Consider the following 22,599-nt stretch of genomic DNA (forward strand, 5'->3'; position numbering starts at 1 on the left):
CGATGCAACCCTCAACAGAGACAATCGGAATCAGCAACTCCATGCACACGAATTAGGAATTTATGCCGAAGACGAATGGAAACTCAACAATGCAATCCGTTTAAACACCGGTCTGCGTTTCAGCCTATACAAAATAAACAATAAAACATACACCAATTTAGAGCCACGCATAAGTACCGCATTCCATGTTGCCCCCCAATGGAGCATAAAAGCATCATATGCCAGAATGAATCAATATGTACATCAGATCAGCGAAAGTTACATCAATTTACCTACGGATACATGGATGCCCGTAAATAATAAATTCAAACCCTTGTGTAGCGACCAACTTTCCGCAGGAGTTTATTACACTCCAAATAAGAATTATGCTTTTTCTGCCGAAGGATATTATAAATGGTTGAACCATATTTTAGACTATAAAGACGGTTACAACTACCTGTCTTCCTTTGCCGAATGGGAAAACAAATTCACTGCCGGTAAAGGTAACACGTATGGTATAGAACTTTTTGCCCGAAAAGAAACGGGGAAAATAACCGGCTACATCGGTTACGCTCTAAGCTGGAATAACCGCCAATTCGACGAAATCAATCATGGAAAATCTTTTCCGGCCAAATTTGACAATCGCCATAAATTAAACATTGTAGCCAACTGGCAAATAAACAAAAAGGTCGAACTGAACGCATCGTGGACCTATATGACGGGAAATAGAGTGACCGTATCTTTTGAAAATCAGCAAATTCTGGGACAGGTACAAAGCCCACAAACCGGGAATATCTACCCGGGACAGCCACTGCTCCCTCACTTCCATCCGGATGAAGGAGTCGGATATTACACCACCCGAAATAATTTTCGTCTGCCGGCCTACCACCGTCTGGATTTAGGTATCAACATTTATCGTTCACTAAAGAAAGGTAGAACCGGTATATGGAACATCAGTATCTATAATGCTTATTGTTATATGGCGCCTGTAGGTATATACAAAAGATTCTGGACCCAGAATCCAATGGGATCGGGTTACTACCCGGAAAATAAATCAGATTGCTATTTTGAAACTCTCCGGCTTATACCAATAATACCATCCGTATCGTACACTTATAAATTTTAACATTATCATGAAACAGAAATATTATACATTCATTCTTTTACTTCTCAGTTTGTCATTAAGCAGTTGCTACAAAGAAATAGACTTGGATAAATACCGTACACAACCCAAAATAGTCATAAACTGTGCCATTTCACCGGATAATGTCATCATGGCCAGTGTCACACGCACCTGGTTCTATCCCGAAAGTACCCCTTACGTTAAACTTCCTCATGCCAAAGTAGATTTATACATCAACGACGAATATGTCGAACAAATGAAATGGGAACAATACAACAAAAATGACCATTCAAGCGCCTCTCCCGATTCAGTTTTCACATCGCACATCACTCCAAAAGAACAGGACAAGGTAAAAATTGTAGTTTCCGCCAAAGGCTATGAAACCGCTGTTGCCGAAGAGACAGTTCCCCGTCATGTTCCCATCCTAAAAACCGGTTATCATAATATCACCAAACGTCCTAATACGGATGTTACATATATCGATCCTGACGGCAACCTCATAGAACAATTTATTTATGAAATAGAATACGAAATCACTTTTCAAGACAAAAATGAGACATCCGACTTTTATGCGTTGACTACTTCAAGAACAAAAACATATTCCTGGGGAGAGGATTTCTATCAAAACGAACTGCAAACAACAGATCCGGTTTTATCCGAGAATATAAATATCTTGGACGGTGCTATGGGATTTGATGGTTTGGATAATCATTCTTTCCTATTCACAGACAAACAAATATCCGGGCAAACATATACACTCAAATTTAAAGAGACTTGTAAAGAAAATCCCGACGGCAGTACAATCTCAATCTATCTTTACAGCCTGTCTCAATCTTATTACCAATACATCCTGTCAATACAGAAAATATCAGGAAGTACTCTGGAGGGAGCATTGGGAAATCTTGGCTTCGGAGAACCTATCCGTGTATACAGCAATATAGAAGGGGGAAGCGGCATTTTAGGTGCCTGCAATATATCTGTTCAAAAAACAACTATCCACTACAAAGAGCCATAGACTTTGACCGATCACTCCCAATCACTGAACTCAAAACTCAGTTGTTCCCAAGCACCATGCTCCTCTGCTTCTTCCTTCGGATTGGAAACAGAAAGCCCAATCAGACGGATCGGATGATGTTCGTAGTCCACCTCTTTCAACAGTTGTTTGGCCAAAGGAAGTATTTTATCCAAAACCGTTAATTCCTGTGCTTGAGTGATGCTACGTGTAATCTGACTAAAATCATGAAATTTGATCTTTAATGTCAGTGTATTCCCTTTAAAATCTTTCCGGTTCAAACGTTCGACCAACTCTACCGCCACATGATACAATTCTATAATAACAGAGGAATGCAAAGAGATATCTTTTTCCAAAGTTCGTTCACAACCGATCGATTTACGTATACGGACAGCTTCTACCGGACGCAGATCCACACCGCGGGCAAAATCATAATACAATGCCCCCACTTTGCCAAACTGCCGTACCAACATATCCAATGAGCACATACGCAGTTGCAATCCGTTATGAATCCCCAATGTATGCATTTTTTTTGCCGTTACCGGTCCTACTCCCCAAAATGATTCGATAGGCAAAGCACCGATAAAGTTCATAGCCTGATCCGGATGGATGGTACAAAGCCCGTCGGGCTTACGATAGTCCGAAGCTATTTTAGCCAGGAATTTATTATAGGATACCCCTGCAGAGGCTACCAGATTCAGTTCGCCACGAATACGTTTTTTGATCTCTTTCGCTATATCCACAGCCAAAAAGATACCTGCCTTGTTCTCTGTAACGTCCAGAAAAGCCTCATCCAAAGAGAGCGGTTCGATGATATCCGTATACTCGTGAAATATTTCATGTATCCGGCGTGATACGGATTTATATACCTCCATTCGTCCGGGAACAAAAATCAAATGAGGACACAAACGCTTCGCCTTTTGCGACGACATAGCCGAACGTACTCCATACCGGCGCGCCTCATAACTGGCTGCGGCAACTACTCCCCGCTCTTCAGCATGTCCTACAGCAAGAGGTTTACCACGTAATTCCGGATTGTCCCGTTGCTCTACAGAAGCATAAAATGCATCCATATCAATATGTATGATCTTTCGTTCCATGATCTTGATTCAAGAGTCAAATATAAGGAAATGCAGGTATACACGGCAAGCATTTATTCACAAATTTCGATAATAGAAACAAAAAAATCCGCATGCCGGTCATGCGGATTTCTTTCTCATTATCCTCCTTTCCTTACAAACTATTCACAAACTTCCTGGGAGATTCTCCATAATATTTCTTAAATACCTCCCGAAAATATTTCGGATCACTAAATCCGGTAAGCTCGGCTACTTCCGTCACCGTATACTTCTTGCTTATCAGTAAAACCAGTGCTCTGTTCAGCCTTACGGTACGAATATAATCGGCCGGTGCCTGATTGGTAACCAACTTTATTTTTGCATAAAAGCCGGAGCGGCTCATATTCATCTCCGCACTGAGCATATCGATATTAAAATCCGGATTAGAAAGATTCTCCTCAATCAATTTGCGTACCTTGCCAATAAAGTCCTGTTCGTCTCCCGGCAACGTATTTTCAATGTCCGGCCCTAACATGTCCTCAGCCCCCAATACCAGTTTGATGTATCTTTTCCTTATAATACCCCGGTTAAATATCAAGTTGTCTACTTCGGCCCGCAGACGGGAGATGTCAAGAGGCAACGTCAGACAGCAGTCGGCTATCCGATGACTGTCGTTCCCTATATTTACGGGGTCTTTCAACAATACAACGGGGATATGAGCGGTTTTTACATCCGATTTAACTTGCAGACAAAGCGCTTCTCCCGACAAATTCGTAAAGGTACTGGCCAGTAGAATAACATCCGGCTGTTCTTTAACTATTGTTTCACAAGCAGACTCCGCCTCGGATACGGCACAAATATTATACTCCCCTGATAAAACCTGTATCAGGAAAGAACGTAATTCTTCATTTTCTTCAACCAGCAGAATGGTATTTTTTTCTTTCAACTTCTTTTGGGAAAAATTTTCCGAAGTTAAAGCACGCTTTATAGAAGAGAATGTACCGTCTTTTTCATGGTTCTTATCGACAGGCTGTGACCGAAACAACGAAGTTCCCGGCAGTAGTTCCGGCAACTTTGAGAAAGACTTAAGAATGATAGGAAAAATCAAAATGACAGAGATACATCCATTTTTCTTTGAAGAAAAGACAACTTTTCCTTTATGTAATTGTATTAATCTCCGGATTAACAACCAACTTGCTACACCTAATGAATTGGTACCGGTTCCTTTTTTGCTGAATAGAGTTTTTTTTTAACACAGCCACCATCAGAAAATTCCAGTTTCATCTCCCAACTTCGGGAAGTATAGGCAGTGGTCAATTCAATTTCTTCCCCATCGTCCACATTATCCACGATTATTTCCAACATTCCTCTTATGATAGCCGTCATTTTCTCTTTATCAATCCAGACGCGCAGAAAACCGGGAGTACCATCCCAATGCAATTCTACGTTTTTCTGTTCTATTACCGGAGTTAACTGTTCTATGGTTTCATTCAAAAACATAGTCAGCTCCGTTTCCAGTAAGAAAAGTTTCTTAGGATGCGATGAAATACGCCCTATGGTAACTAAGTTAGTAAACATATAATCTATTCCCTTCACTTGCTGCAAGATGTCTTTAAATGTGTCAGAAGAATACTTTTGATATAAATTCTCCAACGGGCTCTTTATCAATGTCAAAGGCATACATATATCTTTGGCGGCATTGATAAAAACCTTTATAGTCTCGTGTGACAGATTCCTGTCTCTCCAAATCAATATGAACCGTACTGACAATATTCCAAGCAATACGACAACAATACCGTAAAATAAAAAAGCCCCTTTTGTTTGCCACAAAGGAGGATGTATGATTATTTGCATGTTTCTTTGTGCAATAGGATTACCATTTCTTACAGACAGGGCACGTACGGATACAAGATGTTTTCCCGAACTAAGATTTGAAAAATGAATAAGGTTCTTTGAAGTAGGCGTAGTCCATGCCTGGTTATTCAATTTCCATGAATACACAATACCCTCCGGTGCATCATAATTGATAGAAGTGGCAGTGAAAGAAAAAGTGTTCTGATTATGATTCAATTTCAGAATTCCAGTATAATTGATAGATAACTGTAAAGGAGACTTCTCTGAGGAAACCGTTACAGGCTGATGGAATACACTGAAATTATCCAGATATATGCACGGATGATTCCTATACAAAGTTTGAAGCGTATGTTTACCAAATCGGAATACCCCGTCGGACGTGCCCAACATAAAAGTTCCGTCGTCCAATAAAACACCGGAAGTCAGATAACCGTTCACACTGGATGAAAGCCAATGAAACTGTTTGGTATCCGGAATAAAGCTATAAAGAATTTTATCCGTACCGACCAACAACTTTTCCTTATCCGGCAAAATGAAAGAAATATTACGAATATCCCCGGATGTCTGTAATTTCGCTTCTTTTTGTCCCGGTGTTACTACAAACATCCCATACCCCCGGGTACCAATATACAAACCACTTTTCTCCTCATACAAAGCACATACAGGAACCCTGTGATATCCGGAAAATCCGATCGGCTTCAATGTGGTATCTTTCACATTAAAAAGCGATAATCCGGCATCCGTACCAACCCATATGTTGTCAGCATCCTTCCGAAGCAAAACATTGACAAAAGGAATATCGGCATACCTACTTCCGGTTTTCATCTTATCCTTGCTAATGATAAACAGTCCATGCATATAATTGCCCGCACAAATCTTTCCCGGAGATATTTCACAAAGAGAAGTATATTGCTTACAAGATAAATCGGAAGCCACATGTCTCCATTTTCCCGTTCGCGAAAAATAACAGGAAATACCATTATCCGTAGCAAACCAGATATCTCCTTCCGAATCTTTCAACAATGCATTTACCCGATCGTTGATAAGTGACTGTTCATCTCCCGACACATGTTTATACCATCCATGTTCCTCCAAATCGAGACCATCTACCATACTGACCCCGTCCGGAAAATCAGCTACCCATATACGTTGATGCTCATCCACAAATAAATCGGAAATCCGGTTGCTGCGAATCGATCCCCCTTTCTCAGAATCAGCATTCAGAAAGGAGGAAATCTGATAATTATCCATATTCAGACAATAGACACCAATTCCTTCGGTAGCAATCAGCACTTTTCCATCCCTATACTTTTTCAAGGAGGAGACCCGGTGTCCTTTCCAATCGCTTCGCGCATGCAACAACTGTTTCGTAGAACAATCATATACCTCCATTCCAGCCGAACGGTCGGCAAGAACAAGACGATGAACTTCCGGAACATAAAGCATCTTATAAACCTGCGTACATTCACTGAACAAATCAGAAGAGACGTCGATCGGAGTATCACCGGAAGAGACAAAAGAATAAACTCCTGTTTCGGAAGCTAAATAATATTTCCCGTCTCCCACAGATAGTAATCCGGAAATATTTCCAAAAACATGCTGCATCCGATGTAACTTTCCTGTCGGCAAATGAAAAATGTATAGCTCCTTATTACTACCTAACCACGCATTATCTCCATCATCCATACAAAGGAAAGAGAAAGTCCCCCTAACTTTCTCTTTTAAATCAATGTACTTTTCAAACCGATCGCAGAGACGATTGTATAACCATATATTCCCATCTTCGCTAAACAGCCACAATTCATTCTTACTATCCGTACATAAATTATAAGAGTACAGACACGAGCGAACAGAATCATTACCCCAATTTAAATCATACCGCTTCAGGTGTGTACCGTCATAGCGGTTTATTCCATCGTAAGTCAAAAACCACATATATCCGCACAGATCTTTCTGTATTTTGAGAACAGACCGGTTATCCGTTTCGGTACCTCCCGAAACATGCTTACAGATGGCTGCATGACACAATATGCCTTGTATCATCATAATGATGAATAAAATATATCTCATTGTTTGTATAATTTTAAAATAAGAAAGTCACTTGTAAGAATACCACACAGAAAGAATGAGGGGGGAAAAACAGCCCTATCCATACACAATGGGTAGGTGATCTGATTCTTTGTGTCTCCGTCATACGCGCTAACATACAATCATACATGGTATAGGAAAACAATCAAAGAAGCCAATTGAATCATCATACACTAATTATTAATCAACTCATAAATACAAAATACGAATTTAGCGATTACATATTATCAACAGACTTATAGACTAACGAATTTAGCTTTTGAATTGTTTAGCAGAATAGCAAAGATGAACAAAAAAGAAGCTACAACATTCACACCACCGACAAAAACAATAAAAGCCACTTCCAATATTATATTGAAGTGGCTTTTATTATCTCCGGTGGACCTGGAGGGAATCGAACCCTCGTCCAAACGAGGAAATCATAAGCTTTCTACATGCTTATCTTTGCCTAATTTTTCGTGTAACGGCAGAACCAAAGCCATCAACCATTACCTTATCCTCTTAATTTTCACCAAAAGTGCGAGGCCACTTTAGGCTATCCCCGATGTAACTGCACCACTGGATCGGAATGCTTCGGAGCAACAGCTTCCGAGTGATGTCTCGTCCTGGCACCTTGTGCCTGGATTAAGCTAATCTACTATGATTCGATTAAGCAGCAAGAGCGTAATTAGTTTCGCCAGATAAAATTTTGAGGACTGAGATTTAAGTGCCAATCAACGACGCACTGCATGCTTACTCACCATTTCTGCCCGCTGTCAAATCCAGTCAAGCCCAAATTATGATTTTGCAAAGATAAAACTTCTTTTGCTATGTTGTGCAATGTATTCACAAATATTATCAATAGCAGGAATAATAAGACAATATGCAAATAGGTTAATGTGCCAATTGCCATATGACATATCAGCACAACCTATCGGCACATTATTAAATTAAAAAGTCAGTGGAAAAAGGGGAAATATTCTCAAAGAGAACTATCTTTGTGGCATTATTTTTATTCTTTGACGCAGTACTTTATTGGATGCATAATGTATTGTAAAAAAGCTAAAGCTCAACAATAGAATAAGTTGTCAAATTCAATAATCATGAAAAAGAAATCGACCATTTCAATTCTTACATTACTATGCCTTTTTGTTCTGACAGGCTGCGTATCTAATAAAAAAACTTCTTTAGAAGCATTCAAACAGGATGTATATACGCCTGAATATGCCACCGGATTCAAGATACTGGGTGCAGATAACAGTGCCAGTACTCTGATACAAATCTCTAATCCGTGGCAAGGTGCCAAGAATGTAGAAATGTCCTATTTCATTTCGCGCAATGGCGAACAGGCCCCAACCGGATTTACCGGCCCGGTGATTCGTGCCGGCGCCAAACGTATTGTGTGTATGTCTTCTTCCTACATTGCCATGCTCGATGCCATAGGACAGACAGACCGGATTGTGGGAGTATCAGGCATCGACTATGTATCGAATCCCTATGTCCTTGCACATAAAGAATCGATCAGGGATATGGGTGCTGAAATGAATTACGAACTATTAATCGGACTGAAACCGGACGTCGTTTTGCTTTACGGCATCGGAGATGCCCAAACTTCGGTAACGGACAAAATGAGGGAACTTTCGATTCCTTACATGTATGTAGGAGAATATCTGGAAGAATCGCCACTGGGCAAAGCCGAATGGTTAATCGCACTATCCGAACTCACAGACAGCCGGGAAAAAGGGATCGAAGTATTCCGTGAAATTCCGAGACGCTATCAAGCGCTGAAAACTCTCACAGAATCTGTTGAACAACGTCCTACGGTCATGTTCAATACCCCGTGGAACGACAGTTGGGTAATGCCTTCAACTCAAAGTTATATGGCGCAATTGGTTGCCGATGCAGGAGCAGACTACATTTATAAAGAGAATGTTTCTAACAGCTCGACACCTATCGGACTGGAAACAGCCTACGGACTGATACAGAAAGCAGACTACTGGATCAACGTCGGTGTTGCCTCCACGCTGGATGAACTGAAAGCGGTCAACCCTAAATTCGCAGATGCAAAAGCCGTACATGAAAAAACAGTCTATAACAACAATCTGCGACTGACTCCCACAGGAGGAAACGATTATTGGGAATCGGCTGTCGTACGTCCCGATGTAGTTTTACGCGATCTGATCCATATCTTCCATCCCGAACTTGTAACCGATTCACTCTATTACTACCGACACCTGGAATGAGACAAACCCGTAAACGCAATGTTCTTTTATTTACCACATTAGGAATTGTTGCCGTACTGTTACTACTGACAGATATGGCAACAGGAGATACTTATATTCCTATCTCTAAAATAGGGGCGGTACTGACCGGAGGTGAATGCGATGAAATGACACGCAACATTCTCCTCTCTATCCGGTTTATACGGGTAGTAGTGGCGGCACTGATAGGTATTTCCCTATCCGTTAGCGGTTTGCAGATGCAGACCGTTTTCCAGAACCCACTGGCTGATCCCTATCTGTTAGGAGTCAGTTCCGGGGCAGGATTGGGAGTAGCCCTGTTCATATTAGGAGCTCCATTATTGGGATGGTCGGAATTTCCATTACTTCAATCGATGGGAATCGTAGGCTCCGGATGGATAGGAACTGCCGTTATCTTACTAGGAGTGGCCATCATCAGTCGGAAAGTAAAAAACATTCTCGGTGTCCTCATTATGGGAGTAATGATCGGCTATGTAGCAGGTGCCATTATTCAGATTCTGCAATATCTGAGTTCCGCCGAACAACTCAAGATGTTCACATTGTGGTCGATGGGGTCACTCAGCCATATCACAACGACTCAGTTAGGAATCATGATCCCTATCGTATGTATCGGTCTGCTGATTTCCATCTCCTGCATCAAATCACTGAACTTATTATTGCTCGGAGAGAATTATGCGCGTACAATGGGAATGAATATCAAACGTTCGCGTACCCTTATCTTTGTATCCACCGCACTACTGACAGGAACCGTCACCGCTTTTTGCGGACCGGTAGGTTTCATCGGGCTGGCAGTGCCACACATCACCCGATTGATATTCAATAATGCCGATCACCGGATACTCATTCCCGGCACAATGTTAACAGGATTAATCGGTATGTTGCTTTGCGATATTATTGCTAAAAAATTTCTATTACCGGTCAATTGTATCACCGCTTTATTGGGAGTTCCGGTTATTTTATGGGTAATCGCTAAAAATCTGCATATAATCAAATGATTCAACTCAAAGAATTGACATTAGGATACGGGCAACGAATCTTGTTGGATAAAGTTTCTGCCCGGATAACAGGGGGGCAACTCGTTGCGCTGTTAGGACGTAACGGAACAGGAAAAAGTACCCTGCTCCGTGCTATAATGGGACTGGAAAAACCGCAAACCGGAGAAATCGTGCTACAAGGAAAGAATATCGCTTCACTGAAACCGGAAAAGCTGGCCCGGAATATCAGCTTTGTAACAACTGATAAAGTACGCATCGCCAATCTGCGTTGCGAAGATGTCGTTGCATTGGGACGCGCTCCCTACACCAACTGGATCGGGCAATTACAACCGGCAGACCAGGAGCGCGTAGACAAAGCCATGCAACTGGTAGGCATGTCCGGATATGCCGATAAAACAATGGATAAGATGTCCGATGGTGAATGCCAGCGTATCATGATCGCACGTGCGTTGGCACAGGACACTCCTGTCGTCCTCCTTGATGAACCGACTGCTTTTTTGGATCTGCCCAACCGCTACGAACTTTGCCTGTTGCTTAAAAAGTTGGCACAAGAAGAGGGAAAATGTATTCTCTTCTCCACGCACGACTTGGACATTGCTCTGTCTCTCTGCGACTTTATCATGCTGATAGATAATCCGCAACTATATAGCCTGCCTACCCCGGAAATGGTGACCAGCGGGCATATAGAAAGGCTTTTCCGAAACAAATCCGTCACATTCGATGCACGGGAGATGAGAGTCCGAATCAAATAAGTACAAGTAATCATACGGTAAATCATACTGAGACGAAGCTCACTTTCAGACCTCTTGGATATTTTCACTCCCGTTTATGGACAATTTTATCCATCTTTTCTCACAAAGATGCATTATCTTTGACACTCAGAACATAATTAATAAAAAGATACCATGAAAAGACTAATCATCGCAACCCTTTTATTAGGAAGTATCTCGCCGCTACCGGCACAAAAATCAATGAAAATACCGGCCGTATACAAACCTGTGAAAACCGAAATGTATAAAAAAGGCTGGATCGATTTTAATAAAAACGGAATAAAAGACATATACGAAGATCCGACTGCCCCGATAGATGCACGCATCGAGGACCTGCTCAGTCAGATGAATCTGAACGAAAAGACCTGCCAGATGGTGACTCTTTACGGATATAAGCGGGTATTGAAAGACGATCTGCCTACTCCCGAATGGAAGCAGATGTTGTGGAAAGACGGCATGGGTGCCATCGACGAACATCTGAATGGTTTTCAACAATGGGGGTTGCCGCCATCGGACAATGAATATGTATGGCCTGCTTCCCGTCACGCCTGGGCACTGAATGAAGTACAACGCTTTTTTGTAGAAGAAACCCGTCTGGGAATACCGGTGGATTTCACCAACGAAGGTATCCGGGGAGTGGAAAGCTACAAAGCAACCAATTTCCCGACACAACTCGGTTTGGGACATACCTGGAACCGTAAGTTGATTCATCAGGTAGGACTCATCACCGGCCGTGAAGCCCGCATGTTGGGATACACCAACGTATATGCTCCCATCTTGGATGTAGGGCGTGACCAGCGTTGGGGACGTTATGAAGAAGTATATGGCGAATCACCTTATCTTGTTGCCGAATTAGGCATCGAAATGGTTCGGGGCATGCAACACAACCATCAAGTTGCCGCTACGGGAAAACATTTCATCGCTTACAGCAACAACAAGGGTGCCCGTGAAGGGATGGCGCGTGTAGATCCGCAAATGTCACCCCGCGAAGTAGAAATGATTCATGTATATCCCTTCAAACGGGTGATACAGGAAGCAGGATTGTTAGGAGTGATGAGTTCGTACAACGACTATGACGGGTTCCCGATACAAAGCAGTTATTATTGGCTGACAACACGCCTGCGCGGTCAAATGGGCTTTCGCGGATATGTAGTTTCCGACAGTGATGCCGTAGAATATCTCTACACCAAACACGGCACAGCCAAAGATATGAAAGAAGCCGTGCGTCAAAGTGTGGAAGCCGGACTGAATGTACGCTGTACTTTCCGCTCACCGGACTCTTATGTACTGCCACTACGCGAACTTGTACAGGAAGGCGGATTAAGCGAAGAAGTCATCAACGACCGTGTACGCGACATCCTGCGTGTGAAGTTCCTTGTCGGATTGTTCGACGCTCCTTATCAGACGGACTTGAAAGGAGCAGATGACGAAGTAGAAAAAGAAGAGAATGAAGCGGTAGCTTTACAGGCCTCCCGCGAATCGATTGTCTTGTTGAAAAATGAAAATAACACCCTTCCATTGGATATAACTTCTGTGAAGAAGATTGCAGTTTGCGGTCCGAATGCAGCAGAGAAAGCATATGCACTAACCCATTACGGCCCATTGGCAGTAGAGGTTACTACGGTAGTAGACGGACTTCGCGAAAAGCTGAACGGAAAAGCGGAAGTGCTCTATACCAAAGGTTGTGATCTGGTAGATGCCCACTGGCCGGAGTCGGAAATCATCGATTATCCACTAAGCAAGGATGAACAGTCGGAAATTGATAAAGCCGTGGCCCAAGCCCAAGAGGCAGATGTAGCCGTAGTAGTGCTGGGAGGAGGACAAAGAACTTGTGGAGAGAATAAATCGCGCAGCAGCCTCGACCTTCCGGGACGCCAGTTGGATCTGCTGAAAGCAGTACAAGCCACAGGAAAACCAGTGATATTGGTACTCATCAACGGCCGGCCGTTGTCTGTAAACTGGGCGGATAAATTTGTACCGGCCATTCTGGAAGCCTGGTATCCGGGATCTAAGGGAGGAACGGCGATTGCCGATATACTGTTCGGTGATTACAATCCGGGAGGTAAACTCACGGTGACTTTCCCAAAGAGTGTAGGACAAATACCGTTTAATTTCCCTCATAAACCTTCTTCACAAATCGACGGTGGAAAAAATCCGGGAACCAAAGGAGATATGTCACGCGTCAACGGTGCTCTTTACCCTTTCGGATACGGTTTAAGCTATACCACATTCGAATATTCGGATATAAACATCTCTCCCAAAGTAATTACTCCCAATCAAAAGGTACAGGTACGCTGCAAAGTTACCAATACAGGCAAACGTGCAGGAGATGAAGTGGTTCAGCTTTATGTACGCGATCTTCTCAGCAGTGTCACAACATACGAAAAGAATCTCGAAGGCTTCGAACGCATTCATCTACAACCGGGTGAAACAAAAGAGGTATCCTTTACCCTCGACCGGAAAGCACTGGAACTTCTGAATGCGAAAAATGACTGGGTAGTAGAACCCGGAGATTTCAGTATCATGTTGGGAGCCTCCTCAGAAGATATCCGGCTAACCGGTACATTGACCGTAAAAGAGCACGGAAGCATCGACATGGAAAAAGCAAAAACAGACAATCCCGTCAGTGCCAGCACCAATATGGAGATGACCGGCAATACGCTTGATCATAATTTATCCACCTCTTGGGAGGGAAATAAAGGAGATTATATTACCTTTGCCTTAGAGAACGGAGCCAAAGTGGACGGACTTTCCATCGCTTTCAGCCGTGAAAACGGACTCCCGGCAGAATTCGAAATTCAACTTTCGGGTGGTGGAGGACAGTTCCTCACTGTGTATTCCGGAACAGTCAATGAATACAACAAACTGCTCCCGTTCCGCTTTAAAGGAACCACCGCCAGCGACCTGCGTATCGTATTGGGCAGTGACCGGGTAGGTATCTCCGAAGTGAAACTGGAACAATTGAAAAAGAAATAATTATGTTCAGTAAATTGATTATGGGAGTGTGTGCCGTCAGTATGCTGTCATCAGCCTGCACCACCCGGAATGCTTCACAGCAACGGGCAGAAAATGAATTGACTATGCTTGTGGGGACTTATACTTCGGGCAATAGCAAGGGAATCTATACTTTCCGTTTCAACCAGGAGACAGGGAGTGTGTCTCCACTCAGTGAAATAGAAGTGTCCAATCCGTCTTATCTTACCTTATCGGCAGATAACCGTTTCGTTTATGCTGTCAGCGAACAGAACGACAGTACGGCAGCCGTCCATGCTTTTTCCTTCAATAAGAAGAACGGGACGCTCCAACTGCTGAACAGTCAAAAAACAAGAAGCGAGGATCCCTGTTATGTATCTACGGATGGCCGAAAAGTACTGACCGCCAATTATAGTGGCGGTACCATGTCCGTTTTTCCTATCCGGTATGACGGTTCTCTCGATCCTTCTGACACGTTGTTCCAAGGATCGGCCTCGGGACCGGATACCGACCGGCAAGGCACACCGCATATTCATTGCGCCATCTTCTCACCGGATAGTAACTACATTTTCGCTACAGATTTCAGTGCAGACCGTATCCTACGATATGCAGTACACTCCAAAGAGGAACTTCCACGCCCCCTATCCGAAGCTGTCGACATACAGCCCGGTTCGGGCCCCAGACATCTGATATTCAGCAAAAACGGGAAATACGCCTATCTAATCAATGAACTATCGGGCAAGGTAATTGCTTTTGCATATGCCGATGGAAGATTGAATGAAATCCAAACCATCACAGCCGATACCATTCAAGCCCGGGGCAGTGCAGACATTCATCTGAGCCCGGATGGTAAATATCTATATGTCAGCAACCGATTGAAAGAAGACGGTATCGCCATCTTTGAAGTCAATCCGGAAAAAGGGACATTAGCAAAAGTAGGTTATCAGCTAACGGGAAGTCATCCACGCAATTTTAATATCACTCCGAATGGGAAATACCTGTTGGTAGCTTGTCGGGACAGTAATGCCATACAGATATTCGAACGGGACATCGTAAGCGGTTTGCTGAAGAAGACGGGAGAAGAAATAAAAATGGACAAGCCGGTATGTATTCAGTTTGCTGGAGAATAGTAAAGAATGAATAGTTTTCTGTAAAATAGGATAAAACAGTTGTCAATACAGACTAAAAAGCTTATATTTGAAAAACCTCTTAAATCAACAAAAAAATAAAAGGTATGAATAATAAAAAGATTGGAAAAGAGACAGATGAGGAAGTTCTGATACAAACTGCTTTATCAAAATATGGCAGAAGAGCTTATGATACCTCTATTGCTGAAGGGCATTGTGTTTCTGTCCTTCGCGGAAACAGCATCCTTTTGGTAGATTCAAGTGGGATCAGAAAAAAAATAGCGACCGTTAAGCAAGCTAAGACTAAAATTACCCAACGGAAATTCAGTTTAAAAAAATAAAATGAAAAGGTTAAGAATATTTGCCGGTCCTAATGGTTCCGGCAAATCTACTATTATAAAAGTAGTAACTGATGCAGGAGTTCATCTTGGTTTGTATATAAATGCAGATGAATATAAAAAAGAACTGAATAAGACACATTGCTTTAACTTTTCCAATCTAAATATCATACCATCCGAACAGGATTTTCAAGACACATACCATAATTCATTATTATTCGATTCATCGGATGGAAAAAATATTTCCCGACTAATAATGTTCAACAAAGAGGGATTTGCATTACCTTCAGAATATATGGTAAATGATTATTTCACCTCCTTTCTTGCCGATTATGTGCGAAATAAGCTATTAGGTAATTGCAATAAGTTTACATTCGAAACAGTCATGTCCCATCCTTCTAAATTAGATTTTATTTGTAAAGCCCAAGAAATGAAATATAAGGTTTACTTATATTTCGTTTCATTAAGCGATCCTACCTTAAATCTAAATAGGGTACAACAACGAGTTCAACAAGGAGGCCATGACGTTCCACCAGAAAAAATAAAAGAAAGATATTATAGGACAATGGAACTTCTACTTGATGCCATCAAACTTGTAGATAAAGCTTATATATTCGACAATAGTTATTCCGAACCTAAGCTTTTTGCATCAATTGAAAATGATGAAATTAAGATTAGTGACAATATAGACTACATTCCTACTTGGTTTCAAGAATATGTACTGAATAAGCTATAAATCACCACTACTATACTATCATTTCTCATACAATGAACAATCCCGGAGTTACCGCAGAAACGTATTACTCAAAGAAAAATACTTCACCGCCATCAGAGCCGGCATATTTTCTCAATAAATCCTGTATCATAGCAGCAGCCTCAGACAGACCTGCCTTTCCGCTATATCCATTGACAATAGCAAGGATATGAGTCGTATCCAATCCCATTTTTGTACGTTCATTATCACTGGTAGGCGTACCGATACCTCCGATTTCATCCCTATACACCGGAAGCCCTTCAATATTCAATATCCCCCTGCCGATACCTTCAAACGGTTCGCCGGATTTGCCTATTCCGAGTTCCAGTGTCTTGCCCTGTATCTTATCGGCATCAAACCCACCGATGGAATACCCTGTACGAAGTGAAACCAGATTAATCAAATCCACCAACGTATCAATCTGATACAACGGAATCCCCCGCATCAGACGCCGGCGCAGAGCTTCGGCCGAAGGACGATAACGTCCGGGATCTTTTCCACATCTTTTATATGCCTCACGCGTAGCGGCAATAGCAGGTTGCAACTTGATATCTTCCATCTTTGTGTTCGAAGTCAACTCCCGGGTAAAGGCATCGATTTCCTTCCAAAGTCCTTCACTGTAAGCTGTATTTCTTACTTCCGCATAAACAGCTACTCCTGCAAAACCAGGACATGCAGCTTTTATTTCATTTGATAATGTAATCATAAATAATGTGTCAATGAGTCAATATGCCAATGTATCAATAAGTCAATATGCCGAATGCCATGCCATGCAGAACAACACAGTTCAAACATCCTAAATAACAACGCAATGAATATACCCAAACCGAATGCAAGCGCAGCCAATTGACACATTGGCATATTGGCAAATTAATTAATTATTAGTATTCCCGACAAAATACGACCGGAAGCAATTCCCAACCGTCGAGCCGAAAAGAACTCTTCATGATGAATATAGGTACAAATACCGGCTACCTCGATTTGTGAAGAAGGAACACCGAAATCCAACAACTGCTGACGGTTTGTTTCCCATAAATCGATATGAAACTTTCCCGTATTCGCATTCCGGCAAGATATCCGTGACATATCGAAACCATTCAAACGAAAAGCTTCATAAACCTCATCGCCCACTTCAAAAGATTCCAATGAGATGCCAGGACCGATACAAGCCACAACCTCTTCTCCCACCGTACCATAAACCGCCCGCATGCGCTCCAATGTATGGCCGACTATAAAATTCACCGTTCCCCGCCACCCGGCATGCACCGCAGCAATTGCCTGATGCTGCTTATCGTACAATAATATAGGAATGCAATCGGCCGTAGAAATACAGATACAGCAGCCGGGAATATCAGTCACCAGCGCATCGATACCTTCCAACCGCACACGTCTTTCTCCTTCCGAAAGCGCAAGAAAAGCTCTGTCTATCACCAGATTTTTCACACCATGCGTCTGATGCGGAATAATCAGTTCCGAAAGTTTCACGGGCATCGCCTCAAACAACAACTCCTGATTCCGGCGTACATGCTCCATTTCATCATCGGTAAAAGGCGAACAATTAAATGTGGCATACGCATCCTTGCTGCAACCGCCTCTACGGGTCGTCACAAAATGAGAAATGTTGGAATACGAACCAAGCGACCCGTATCCCAACATCTTTTTATCTTCTGCAAGCGAAATCATTTCTCTTCCCAGTCTTCTTCTTCGTACTCGTATTCCAAGTCATCGTCATCATCCTCTTCCTCATATTCATATTCAAGGTCTTCATCCTCTCCCATGGCTTTGAGTTCGTCCTGCAATTTACTTACGTCCTTCGGACGATGTACGATAGCCTCTATTTTATTGCTCTCTTTGTTCAATTCTTCCCACAGAATGTCTTTCAGAACAGAAATACCGAGACCGGAAACCGAAGAGATAAACACGTGCGGAATATTATCCGGCAACGTAGGTTCTATTTCATCCATCAGCTCCTGATCGAGCATATCGCTCTTGGTAATAGCAAGCACCCGTTGTTTATCGAGCATTTCCGGATTAAAGGTTCGCAATTCATTCAGTAAAATCTCATACTCCTTACGGATATCATCACTGTCCGCCGGTACCATGAATAACAACAGAGAGTTACGTTCAATATGACGCAAGAAGCGCAATCCGAGCCCTTTTCCTTCACTGGCCCCTTCAATAATACCGGGAATGTCTGCCATCACGAATGATTTTCCATCGCGATAAGAAACGATACCCAAATTCGGCTCCAATGTGGTGAAAGGATAATCGGCTATCTTCGGCTTGGCAGCAGAAACAGCCGACAACAATGTAGACTTGCCCGCATTCGGAAAACCTACCAGGCCGACGTCCGCCAAAAGCTTTAACTCCATAATTACCGTCATCTCCTGCATCGGTTCGCCAGGCTGTGCAAAACGAGGCGCCTGTCGGGTAGCTGTCTTGAAATGCCAGTTACCCTGTCCGCCACGGCCGCCCTTCAGCAGAATTACTTCTTGTCCGTGTTCGGTTACATCGCAAATGTACTCTCCCGTTTCGGCATTGTACACTACTGTCCCACAAGGTACTTCAATTACTTTATCTGCTCCGTCCTTGCCGAAACTCCGGTTTTTACTACCCGACTCTCCATGACCGGCCAATGCATGACGGTCATATTTCAGATGAAGCAGCGTCCAATAGTTACGATTACCGCGCAGAATAATATGGCCTCCTCTTCCGCCATCGCCCCCATCGGGACCTCCGTTAGGAACATATTTCTCGCGCCTCATGTGCGTAGAGCCTCTTCCGCCCTTACCCGAGCGACAGTATATCTTTACGTAGTCAACAAAATTCGATTCAGCCATACTATTTAGTAGTTAGAATTTAGTAGTTAAGTAGTAAGTAGAAGATAGATTTAGTAATATTTCAGCAAACCCTGACAATATGCATTTAACATTTTACTCACTTCGGAAGCCGACACCAACAGTATCGTTTTATCTTCCTCTGTTATATACTCCAAGTCTCTGGAAAGAATAACAAAATTTCTTGTTTCTTCTAACGATCCTTGTGATATATTGTAAAAATGCAATTTATCTTTTTGCCCTATTCTTACAAACCCTTCTGCGATGTTAGCAGTAATAGAAGCAGAAGCACGCCTCATCTGATTAACCAACCCAAACATTTCTTCTTTGGGAAATCCCTTAGTTATCCGGTAAATGCTTAAAACATACTGATGAGCCTTTTGCCATACTAAAAGATCCTCAAATGATTGCGTCGACATTACTACTTTACTACTTACTACTCACTACTTAACTACTTTCATTATTTATAATGCACTCACCGCCTTGCAGATGTCCTCAAAAATAGCTTCCATCGAACCGAGTCCGTTGATATGCTGATACTTACCCTCACCTTTATAGAAATCTTTTAGCGGGGCAGTCTGAGTATTATATACAACAAGGCGTTTCTTAATTGTCTCTTCATTATCGTCGGCACGACCGGAATCTTTACCGCGTTTGATCAGACGGGTCATCAGTTCATCCTCAGGCACATCCAGATCGATCATTACAGAAATATCCTGTCCACGTTCTTTCAACATGACTTTCAACGCTTCTGCTTGCGGAATAGTTCTTGGAAATCCATCAAAAATCACACCTTTACTATCTTTGAAGCTATCAAATACATTTGCCAGTATATCCACCATTAATTCATCGGGAATCAATTGTCCCTGATCGATATACCCTTTAGCAGTTTTACCCAATTCTGTGCCGTTTTTAATTTCTGCACGCAATACATCTCCGGTAGAGATATGGTTGATACCATACTTTTCTACGATACGTTCGCTTTGTGTTCCCTTTCCTGAACCGGGAGCACCGAAAATTACAATGTTCAACATTTTGTTATTAACAATTTTACAATTTAAATCTATTACCTATCTTGCAATCTATTATTTTTATTCTCATTTTATTCTCAATCAGCAGTTCCATCCTACTTAACTACTCTGACTACTTGACTACTTAACTACTTTATTACTCTGACTACTTAACTACTTGACTACTGTTCTACCACCGTATAAATATCAGGATAGTTACGTCCGAATCCATCATAGTCGAGTCCGTATCCCACGATAAAATCATTAGGAATCTCCATTGCAACGTACTCAATATTCAAATCGACCTTGAGTTTTTCCGGTTTCACCAACAATGAAGCAATATGAATCTCTTTCGGACCACGCGTACCTAAAGTCTCGAGCAAACGCTGCATAGTCAATCCCGTATCCACAATGTCTTCTACAATCACTACCGTGCGTCCGGAAATATCCTCGTTAATACCGATCACCTCCTTTATCACCCCGGTAGACGATACCCCCTGATAAGAAGCCAACTTTACAAATGAAATTTCACAAGGGATTGTAATATGTTTTATCAAATCGGCCGTGAACATGAATGATCCGTTCAGCACACTGAGGAACAGAGGATTTTTACCTGCCAAGTCGCGGTTAATTTCGTTCGCTACGCGAATCACTTCTTTTTGAATGTCCTGTTCTTTGATAGAAACAGTAAATAGTTTGTCTTTTATCTGAATGGTATTCATAACCGGTAGTTTAAAAAAGTTGGATGCAAAAATACGATTTTTATTCCACTCCATGCATCATCTTTTGCAAATTCTTTGATAGAAGGAACAGAATCAGAGAAGCAACTCCCGACATCACGACAAACACCATAAAGAAATCATACATGCTGGCAATCTGATATCCAAAGAGACTTTTCACCTTTCCAGCTTCGGGATAGAGACCTGCAAGCATCCCGGCAAACTTATTGGCCGTAGCCGTAGAGAGATACCAGATGCCCATCATCAGTGAAGCAAAACGAATCGGAGTCAGCTTGTTCACCATTGACAACCCGATAGGTGACAGAGCAATCTCTCCCATTGTATGTATAAAATACAGCCCTGTCAGCCAAATAATACTTACTTTTACTCCCGGTTGGGCATCTTTCACCCCAAAACAGATGAAAAGATAACCTAAAGAAAGAAGCAGTAATCCGATGGCCTGTTTGGTAGGTGAAGAAGGCTCCATATGACGCTTATTAAGAAATCCCCAGATACCGGGCATGATATAAGCAAGTATCACGACAAAGAACGGATTGAAAGATTGGAACCAGGATGCCGGCATCTCCCAACCAAAGATATCACGGTTGGTCTGATCGGCTGCAAAAAGAGTCAAAGAAGCTCCTGCCTGCTCATAAGCCGCCCAAAAGAAGATAACAAAGAATGCCACAATATAAATTACAAAAATACGGCTACGCTCTATTTTTGTCAAAGAGCCATCCAGCAAAATGGTAATCGGAAACACGATACAAGCTGTAAAAATGCCGATGCTGATCCAATCGTCACCGAACCATGCGTAAAAAAGAGTTCCCAATACCAACGTCAATGCAATCAGGATTACCGCATTCCGCTTTTTCCGGCTATTACTCAATTGCGGATGTATTTTCTTCTCTTCCGCATCTATCTTCTTTTCTTTCTTCGCATCCGGAATGATCCCCAAAGGTTCTCCCGTAGGAGAAATCAGATACTTATTCTTTTGTGTTTCGAACAGCAGAATTGTCAGTACAATCATAAATGCCGCTATCAAGAAACCCCATTTGAAATCTTCGGGATTACCCGTATCCCCGAAATATCCGCATACCAACGGAGCGATAAACGAACCGACATTCACCCCCATATAAAAAATGGTATACCCGGCATCAAGCCGTTTATCTCCGGGCTTATAAAGCTGTCCCACCAACGATGACACAGTAGGCTTAAAAGAGCCGTTTCCTAAAATCAGGAAAGTCAATCCACCATACATCAGCCAATGAGACAATACCACCCTATCCAACATAGAAGCACTGAGGAACATCATCAACTGCCCGATTCCCATCATTACGGCACCCCAAAAGACGGAACGACGTATCCCCCAATATTTATCGGCAATGTATCCGCCAATCAAAGGAGTAAGATACACCAAACCGGTATAACTGCCATAAATAGATGCCGCAGACTCGGTATCGAATAATAAAGCTTGAGTTAAAAAAAGAATAAAGATGGCGCGCATTCCATAATAACTGAAACGTTCTGCCGTGCTTGTAGCAAAAATAAGATAAAGGCCTTTCGGATGGCCTTGCAATGTCCCCATGAAATTCTATGTTTTGTAGTTTATGGGACACAAAGGTACGAAAAAACGACAAAAAACAAATTTATCTCCCACAAAGAAAAACTTATCTATTCACCTTCCACAAGCTATCTACCAACAATTAGCATGTTTTCTTC

General features: G+C 42.3%; 19 protein-coding genes and 1 other RNA gene. 9 read left to right on the plus strand and 11 right to left on the minus strand.

All coding sequences use genetic code 11. From position 1 onward, the window contains the following. Together QVP90_RS11615 and QVP90_RS11620 are read left to right on the plus strand one after the other, a co-directional pair. The coding region (locus QVP90_RS11615; RefSeq protein ID WP_288204370.1) for a TonB-dependent receptor plug domain-containing protein at nucleotides 1-1,105 on the plus strand (1,105 nt) is incomplete at its 5' end. A 7-nt stretch (nucleotides 1,106-1,112) separates the two neighbouring features. Continuing rightward, nucleotides 1,113-2,117 (plus strand): DUF4249 domain-containing protein, encoded by a 1,005-nt coding sequence (locus QVP90_RS11620; protein WP_021936521.1) that lies wholly within the window; start codon nucleotides 1,113-1,115, stop codon nucleotides 2,115-2,117. An 11-nt stretch (nucleotides 2,118-2,128) separates the two neighbouring features. Here the strand turns inward: QVP90_RS11620 and dinB are convergent, their stop codons facing one another. The 4 genes from dinB to ssrA form a co-directional block, all read right to left on the minus strand. Then, nucleotides 2,129-3,217 carry a DNA polymerase IV gene (gene dinB / locus QVP90_RS11625; RefSeq protein ID WP_025819683.1) on the minus strand — a complete coding sequence of 363 codons (1,089 nt, stop codon included), beginning with the start codon at nucleotides 3,215-3,217 and terminating at the stop codon, nucleotides 2,129-2,131. 130 nt (nucleotides 3,218-3,347) lie between these two features. Continuing rightward, nucleotides 3,348-4,244 (minus strand): response regulator transcription factor, encoded by an 897-nt coding sequence (locus QVP90_RS11630; protein WP_005924777.1) that lies wholly within the window; start codon nucleotides 4,242-4,244, stop codon nucleotides 3,348-3,350. Between the two features lie 131 nt (nucleotides 4,245-4,375). After that, on the minus strand, nucleotides 4,376-7,096 hold the full coding sequence (locus QVP90_RS11635) for a ligand-binding sensor domain-containing protein (RefSeq protein WP_021936522.1): 2,721 nt from the start codon (nucleotides 7,094-7,096) through the stop codon (nucleotides 4,376-4,378). A 394-nt stretch (nucleotides 7,097-7,490) separates the two neighbouring features. Continuing rightward, nucleotides 7,491-7,887: a transfer-messenger RNA gene (ssrA, locus tag QVP90_RS11640) on the minus strand. A gap of 309 nt (nucleotides 7,888-8,196) precedes the next feature. On the opposite strand from ssrA, the gene QVP90_RS11645 reads away from it, so the two are divergent. The 7 genes from QVP90_RS11645 (at nucleotide 8,197) to QVP90_RS11675 (ending at nucleotide 16,293) form a co-directional block, all read left to right on the plus strand. Then, on the plus strand, nucleotides 8,197-9,336 hold the full coding sequence (locus QVP90_RS11645; RefSeq protein WP_021936523.1) for an ABC transporter substrate-binding protein: 1,140 nt from the start codon (nucleotides 8,197-8,199) through the stop codon (nucleotides 9,334-9,336). After that, nucleotides 9,333-10,349, plus strand: a complete 1,017-nt coding sequence (locus tag QVP90_RS11650) for a FecCD family ABC transporter permease (RefSeq protein WP_021936524.1) — start codon at nucleotides 9,333-9,335, stop codon at nucleotides 10,347-10,349. Before QVP90_RS11645 ends, QVP90_RS11650 begins: the two co-directional genes overlap by 4 nt. Then, nucleotides 10,346-11,101: an ABC transporter ATP-binding protein gene (locus QVP90_RS11655; protein ID WP_005924789.1), complete on the plus strand. Its 756-nt coding sequence runs from the start codon at nucleotides 10,346-10,348 to the stop codon at nucleotides 11,099-11,101. Before QVP90_RS11650 ends, QVP90_RS11655 begins: the two co-directional genes overlap by 4 nt. Nucleotides 11,102-11,254: 153 nt before the next feature. Then, nucleotides 11,255-14,095 (plus strand): glycoside hydrolase family 3 C-terminal domain-containing protein, encoded by a 2,841-nt coding sequence (locus QVP90_RS11660; protein WP_021936525.1) that lies wholly within the window; start codon nucleotides 11,255-11,257, stop codon nucleotides 14,093-14,095. Nucleotides 14,096-14,097: 2 nt separating this feature from the next. Next, nucleotides 14,098-15,222: a lactonase family protein gene (locus tag QVP90_RS11665; RefSeq protein WP_007478465.1), complete on the plus strand. Its 1,125-nt coding sequence runs from the start codon at nucleotides 14,098-14,100 to the stop codon at nucleotides 15,220-15,222. 104 nt (nucleotides 15,223-15,326) lie between these two features. Further along, nucleotides 15,327-15,560, plus strand: coding sequence for a hypothetical protein (locus QVP90_RS11670; protein WP_007478466.1), 234 nt, complete (start codon nucleotides 15,327-15,329; stop codon nucleotides 15,558-15,560). 1 nt (nucleotide 15,561) lies between these two features. Further along, a complete protein-coding gene (locus QVP90_RS11675) occupies nucleotides 15,562-16,293 on the plus strand; it encodes a hypothetical protein (RefSeq protein ID WP_007478467.1) in 732 nt (243 codons plus the stop codon). A gap of 64 nt (nucleotides 16,294-16,357) precedes the next feature. On the opposite strand, the gene QVP90_RS11680 is transcribed toward QVP90_RS11675, so the two are convergent. From QVP90_RS11680 to QVP90_RS11710, 7 genes are all read right to left on the minus strand, one after another. Continuing rightward, nucleotides 16,358-17,017 carry a B3/B4 domain-containing protein gene (locus QVP90_RS11680; protein ID WP_007478468.1) on the minus strand — a complete coding sequence of 220 codons (660 nt, stop codon included), beginning with the start codon at nucleotides 17,015-17,017 and terminating at the stop codon, nucleotides 16,358-16,360. A gap of 164 nt (nucleotides 17,018-17,181) precedes the next feature. Then, nucleotides 17,182-17,994, minus strand: coding sequence for a peptidoglycan editing factor PgeF (gene pgeF, locus QVP90_RS11685; protein ID WP_021936526.1), 813 nt, complete (start codon nucleotides 17,992-17,994; stop codon nucleotides 17,182-17,184). Further along, nucleotides 17,991-19,151: a GTPase ObgE gene (obgE, locus tag QVP90_RS11690; protein WP_021936527.1), complete on the minus strand. Its 1,161-nt coding sequence runs from the start codon at nucleotides 19,149-19,151 to the stop codon at nucleotides 17,991-17,993. The genes pgeF and obgE overlap by 4 nt, the downstream gene beginning before the upstream one ends. Before the next feature lie 50 nt (nucleotides 19,152-19,201). Further along, the gene (locus QVP90_RS11695; protein WP_005924820.1) at nucleotides 19,202-19,567 is read right to left on the minus strand and encodes a four helix bundle protein; all 366 of its coding nucleotides are present in this window, start codon (nucleotides 19,565-19,567) and stop codon (nucleotides 19,202-19,204) included. 45 nt (nucleotides 19,568-19,612) lie between these two features. Continuing rightward, nucleotides 19,613-20,182 (minus strand): adenylate kinase, encoded by a 570-nt coding sequence (locus QVP90_RS11700; protein WP_005924822.1) that lies wholly within the window; start codon nucleotides 20,180-20,182, stop codon nucleotides 19,613-19,615. Between the two features lie 158 nt (nucleotides 20,183-20,340). After that, nucleotides 20,341-20,880 carry a hypoxanthine phosphoribosyltransferase gene (gene hpt, locus QVP90_RS11705; protein WP_007478471.1) on the minus strand — a complete coding sequence of 180 codons (540 nt, stop codon included), beginning with the start codon at nucleotides 20,878-20,880 and terminating at the stop codon, nucleotides 20,341-20,343. 40 nt (nucleotides 20,881-20,920) lie between these two features. Then, on the minus strand, nucleotides 20,921-22,465 hold the full coding sequence (locus tag QVP90_RS11710) for a peptide MFS transporter (protein ID WP_021936528.1): 1,545 nt from the start codon (nucleotides 22,463-22,465) through the stop codon (nucleotides 20,921-20,923). Nucleotides 22,466-22,599: the final 134 nt, after the last annotated feature.

It is taken from the genome of Bacteroides sp. CAG:189 (genome assembly GCF_000432295.1).
Lineage (GTDB): Bacteria > Bacteroidota > Bacteroidia > Bacteroidales > Bacteroidaceae > Bacteroides > Bacteroides salyersiae.

Coding starts and splice junctions, on each gene's coding strand:
- QVP90_RS11620 (WP_021936521.1), top strand. CDS start 1,113: ATGAAACAGAAATATTATACATTCATTCTTTTACTTCTCAGTTTGTCA.
- QVP90_RS11635 (WP_021936522.1), bottom strand. CDS start 7,096: ATGAGATATATTTTATTCATCATTATGATGATACAAGGCATATTGTGT.
- QVP90_RS11645 (WP_021936523.1), top strand. CDS start 8,197: ATGAAAAAGAAATCGACCATTTCAATTCTTACATTACTATGCCTTTTT.
- QVP90_RS11650 (WP_021936524.1), top strand. CDS start 9,333: ATGAGACAAACCCGTAAACGCAATGTTCTTTTATTTACCACATTAGGA.
- QVP90_RS11655 (WP_005924789.1), top strand. CDS start 10,346: ATGATTCAACTCAAAGAATTGACATTAGGATACGGGCAACGAATCTTG.
- QVP90_RS11660 (WP_021936525.1), top strand. CDS start 11,255: ATGAAAAGACTAATCATCGCAACCCTTTTATTAGGAAGTATCTCGCCG.
- QVP90_RS11665 (WP_007478465.1), top strand. CDS start 14,098: ATGTTCAGTAAATTGATTATGGGAGTGTGTGCCGTCAGTATGCTGTCA.
- QVP90_RS11670 (WP_007478466.1), top strand. CDS start 15,327: ATGAATAATAAAAAGATTGGAAAAGAGACAGATGAGGAAGTTCTGATA.
- QVP90_RS11675 (WP_007478467.1), top strand. CDS start 15,562: ATGAAAAGGTTAAGAATATTTGCCGGTCCTAATGGTTCCGGCAAATCT.
- QVP90_RS11680 (WP_007478468.1), bottom strand. CDS start 17,017: ATGATTACATTATCAAATGAAATAAAAGCTGCATGTCCTGGTTTTGCA.
- pgeF (WP_021936526.1), bottom strand. CDS start 17,994: ATGATTTCGCTTGCAGAAGATAAAAAGATGTTGGGATACGGGTCGCTT.
- obgE (WP_021936527.1), bottom strand. CDS start 19,151: ATGGCTGAATCGAATTTTGTTGACTACGTAAAGATATACTGTCGCTCG.
- QVP90_RS11695 (WP_005924820.1), bottom strand. CDS start 19,567: ATGTCGACGCAATCATTTGAGGATCTTTTAGTATGGCAAAAGGCTCAT.
- QVP90_RS11700 (WP_005924822.1), bottom strand. CDS start 20,182: ATGTTGAACATTGTAATTTTCGGTGCTCCCGGTTCAGGAAAGGGAACA.
- hpt (WP_007478471.1), bottom strand. CDS start 20,880: ATGAATACCATTCAGATAAAAGACAAACTATTTACTGTTTCTATCAAA.
- QVP90_RS11710 (WP_021936528.1), bottom strand. CDS start 22,465: ATGGGGACATTGCAAGGCCATCCGAAAGGCCTTTATCTTATTTTTGCT.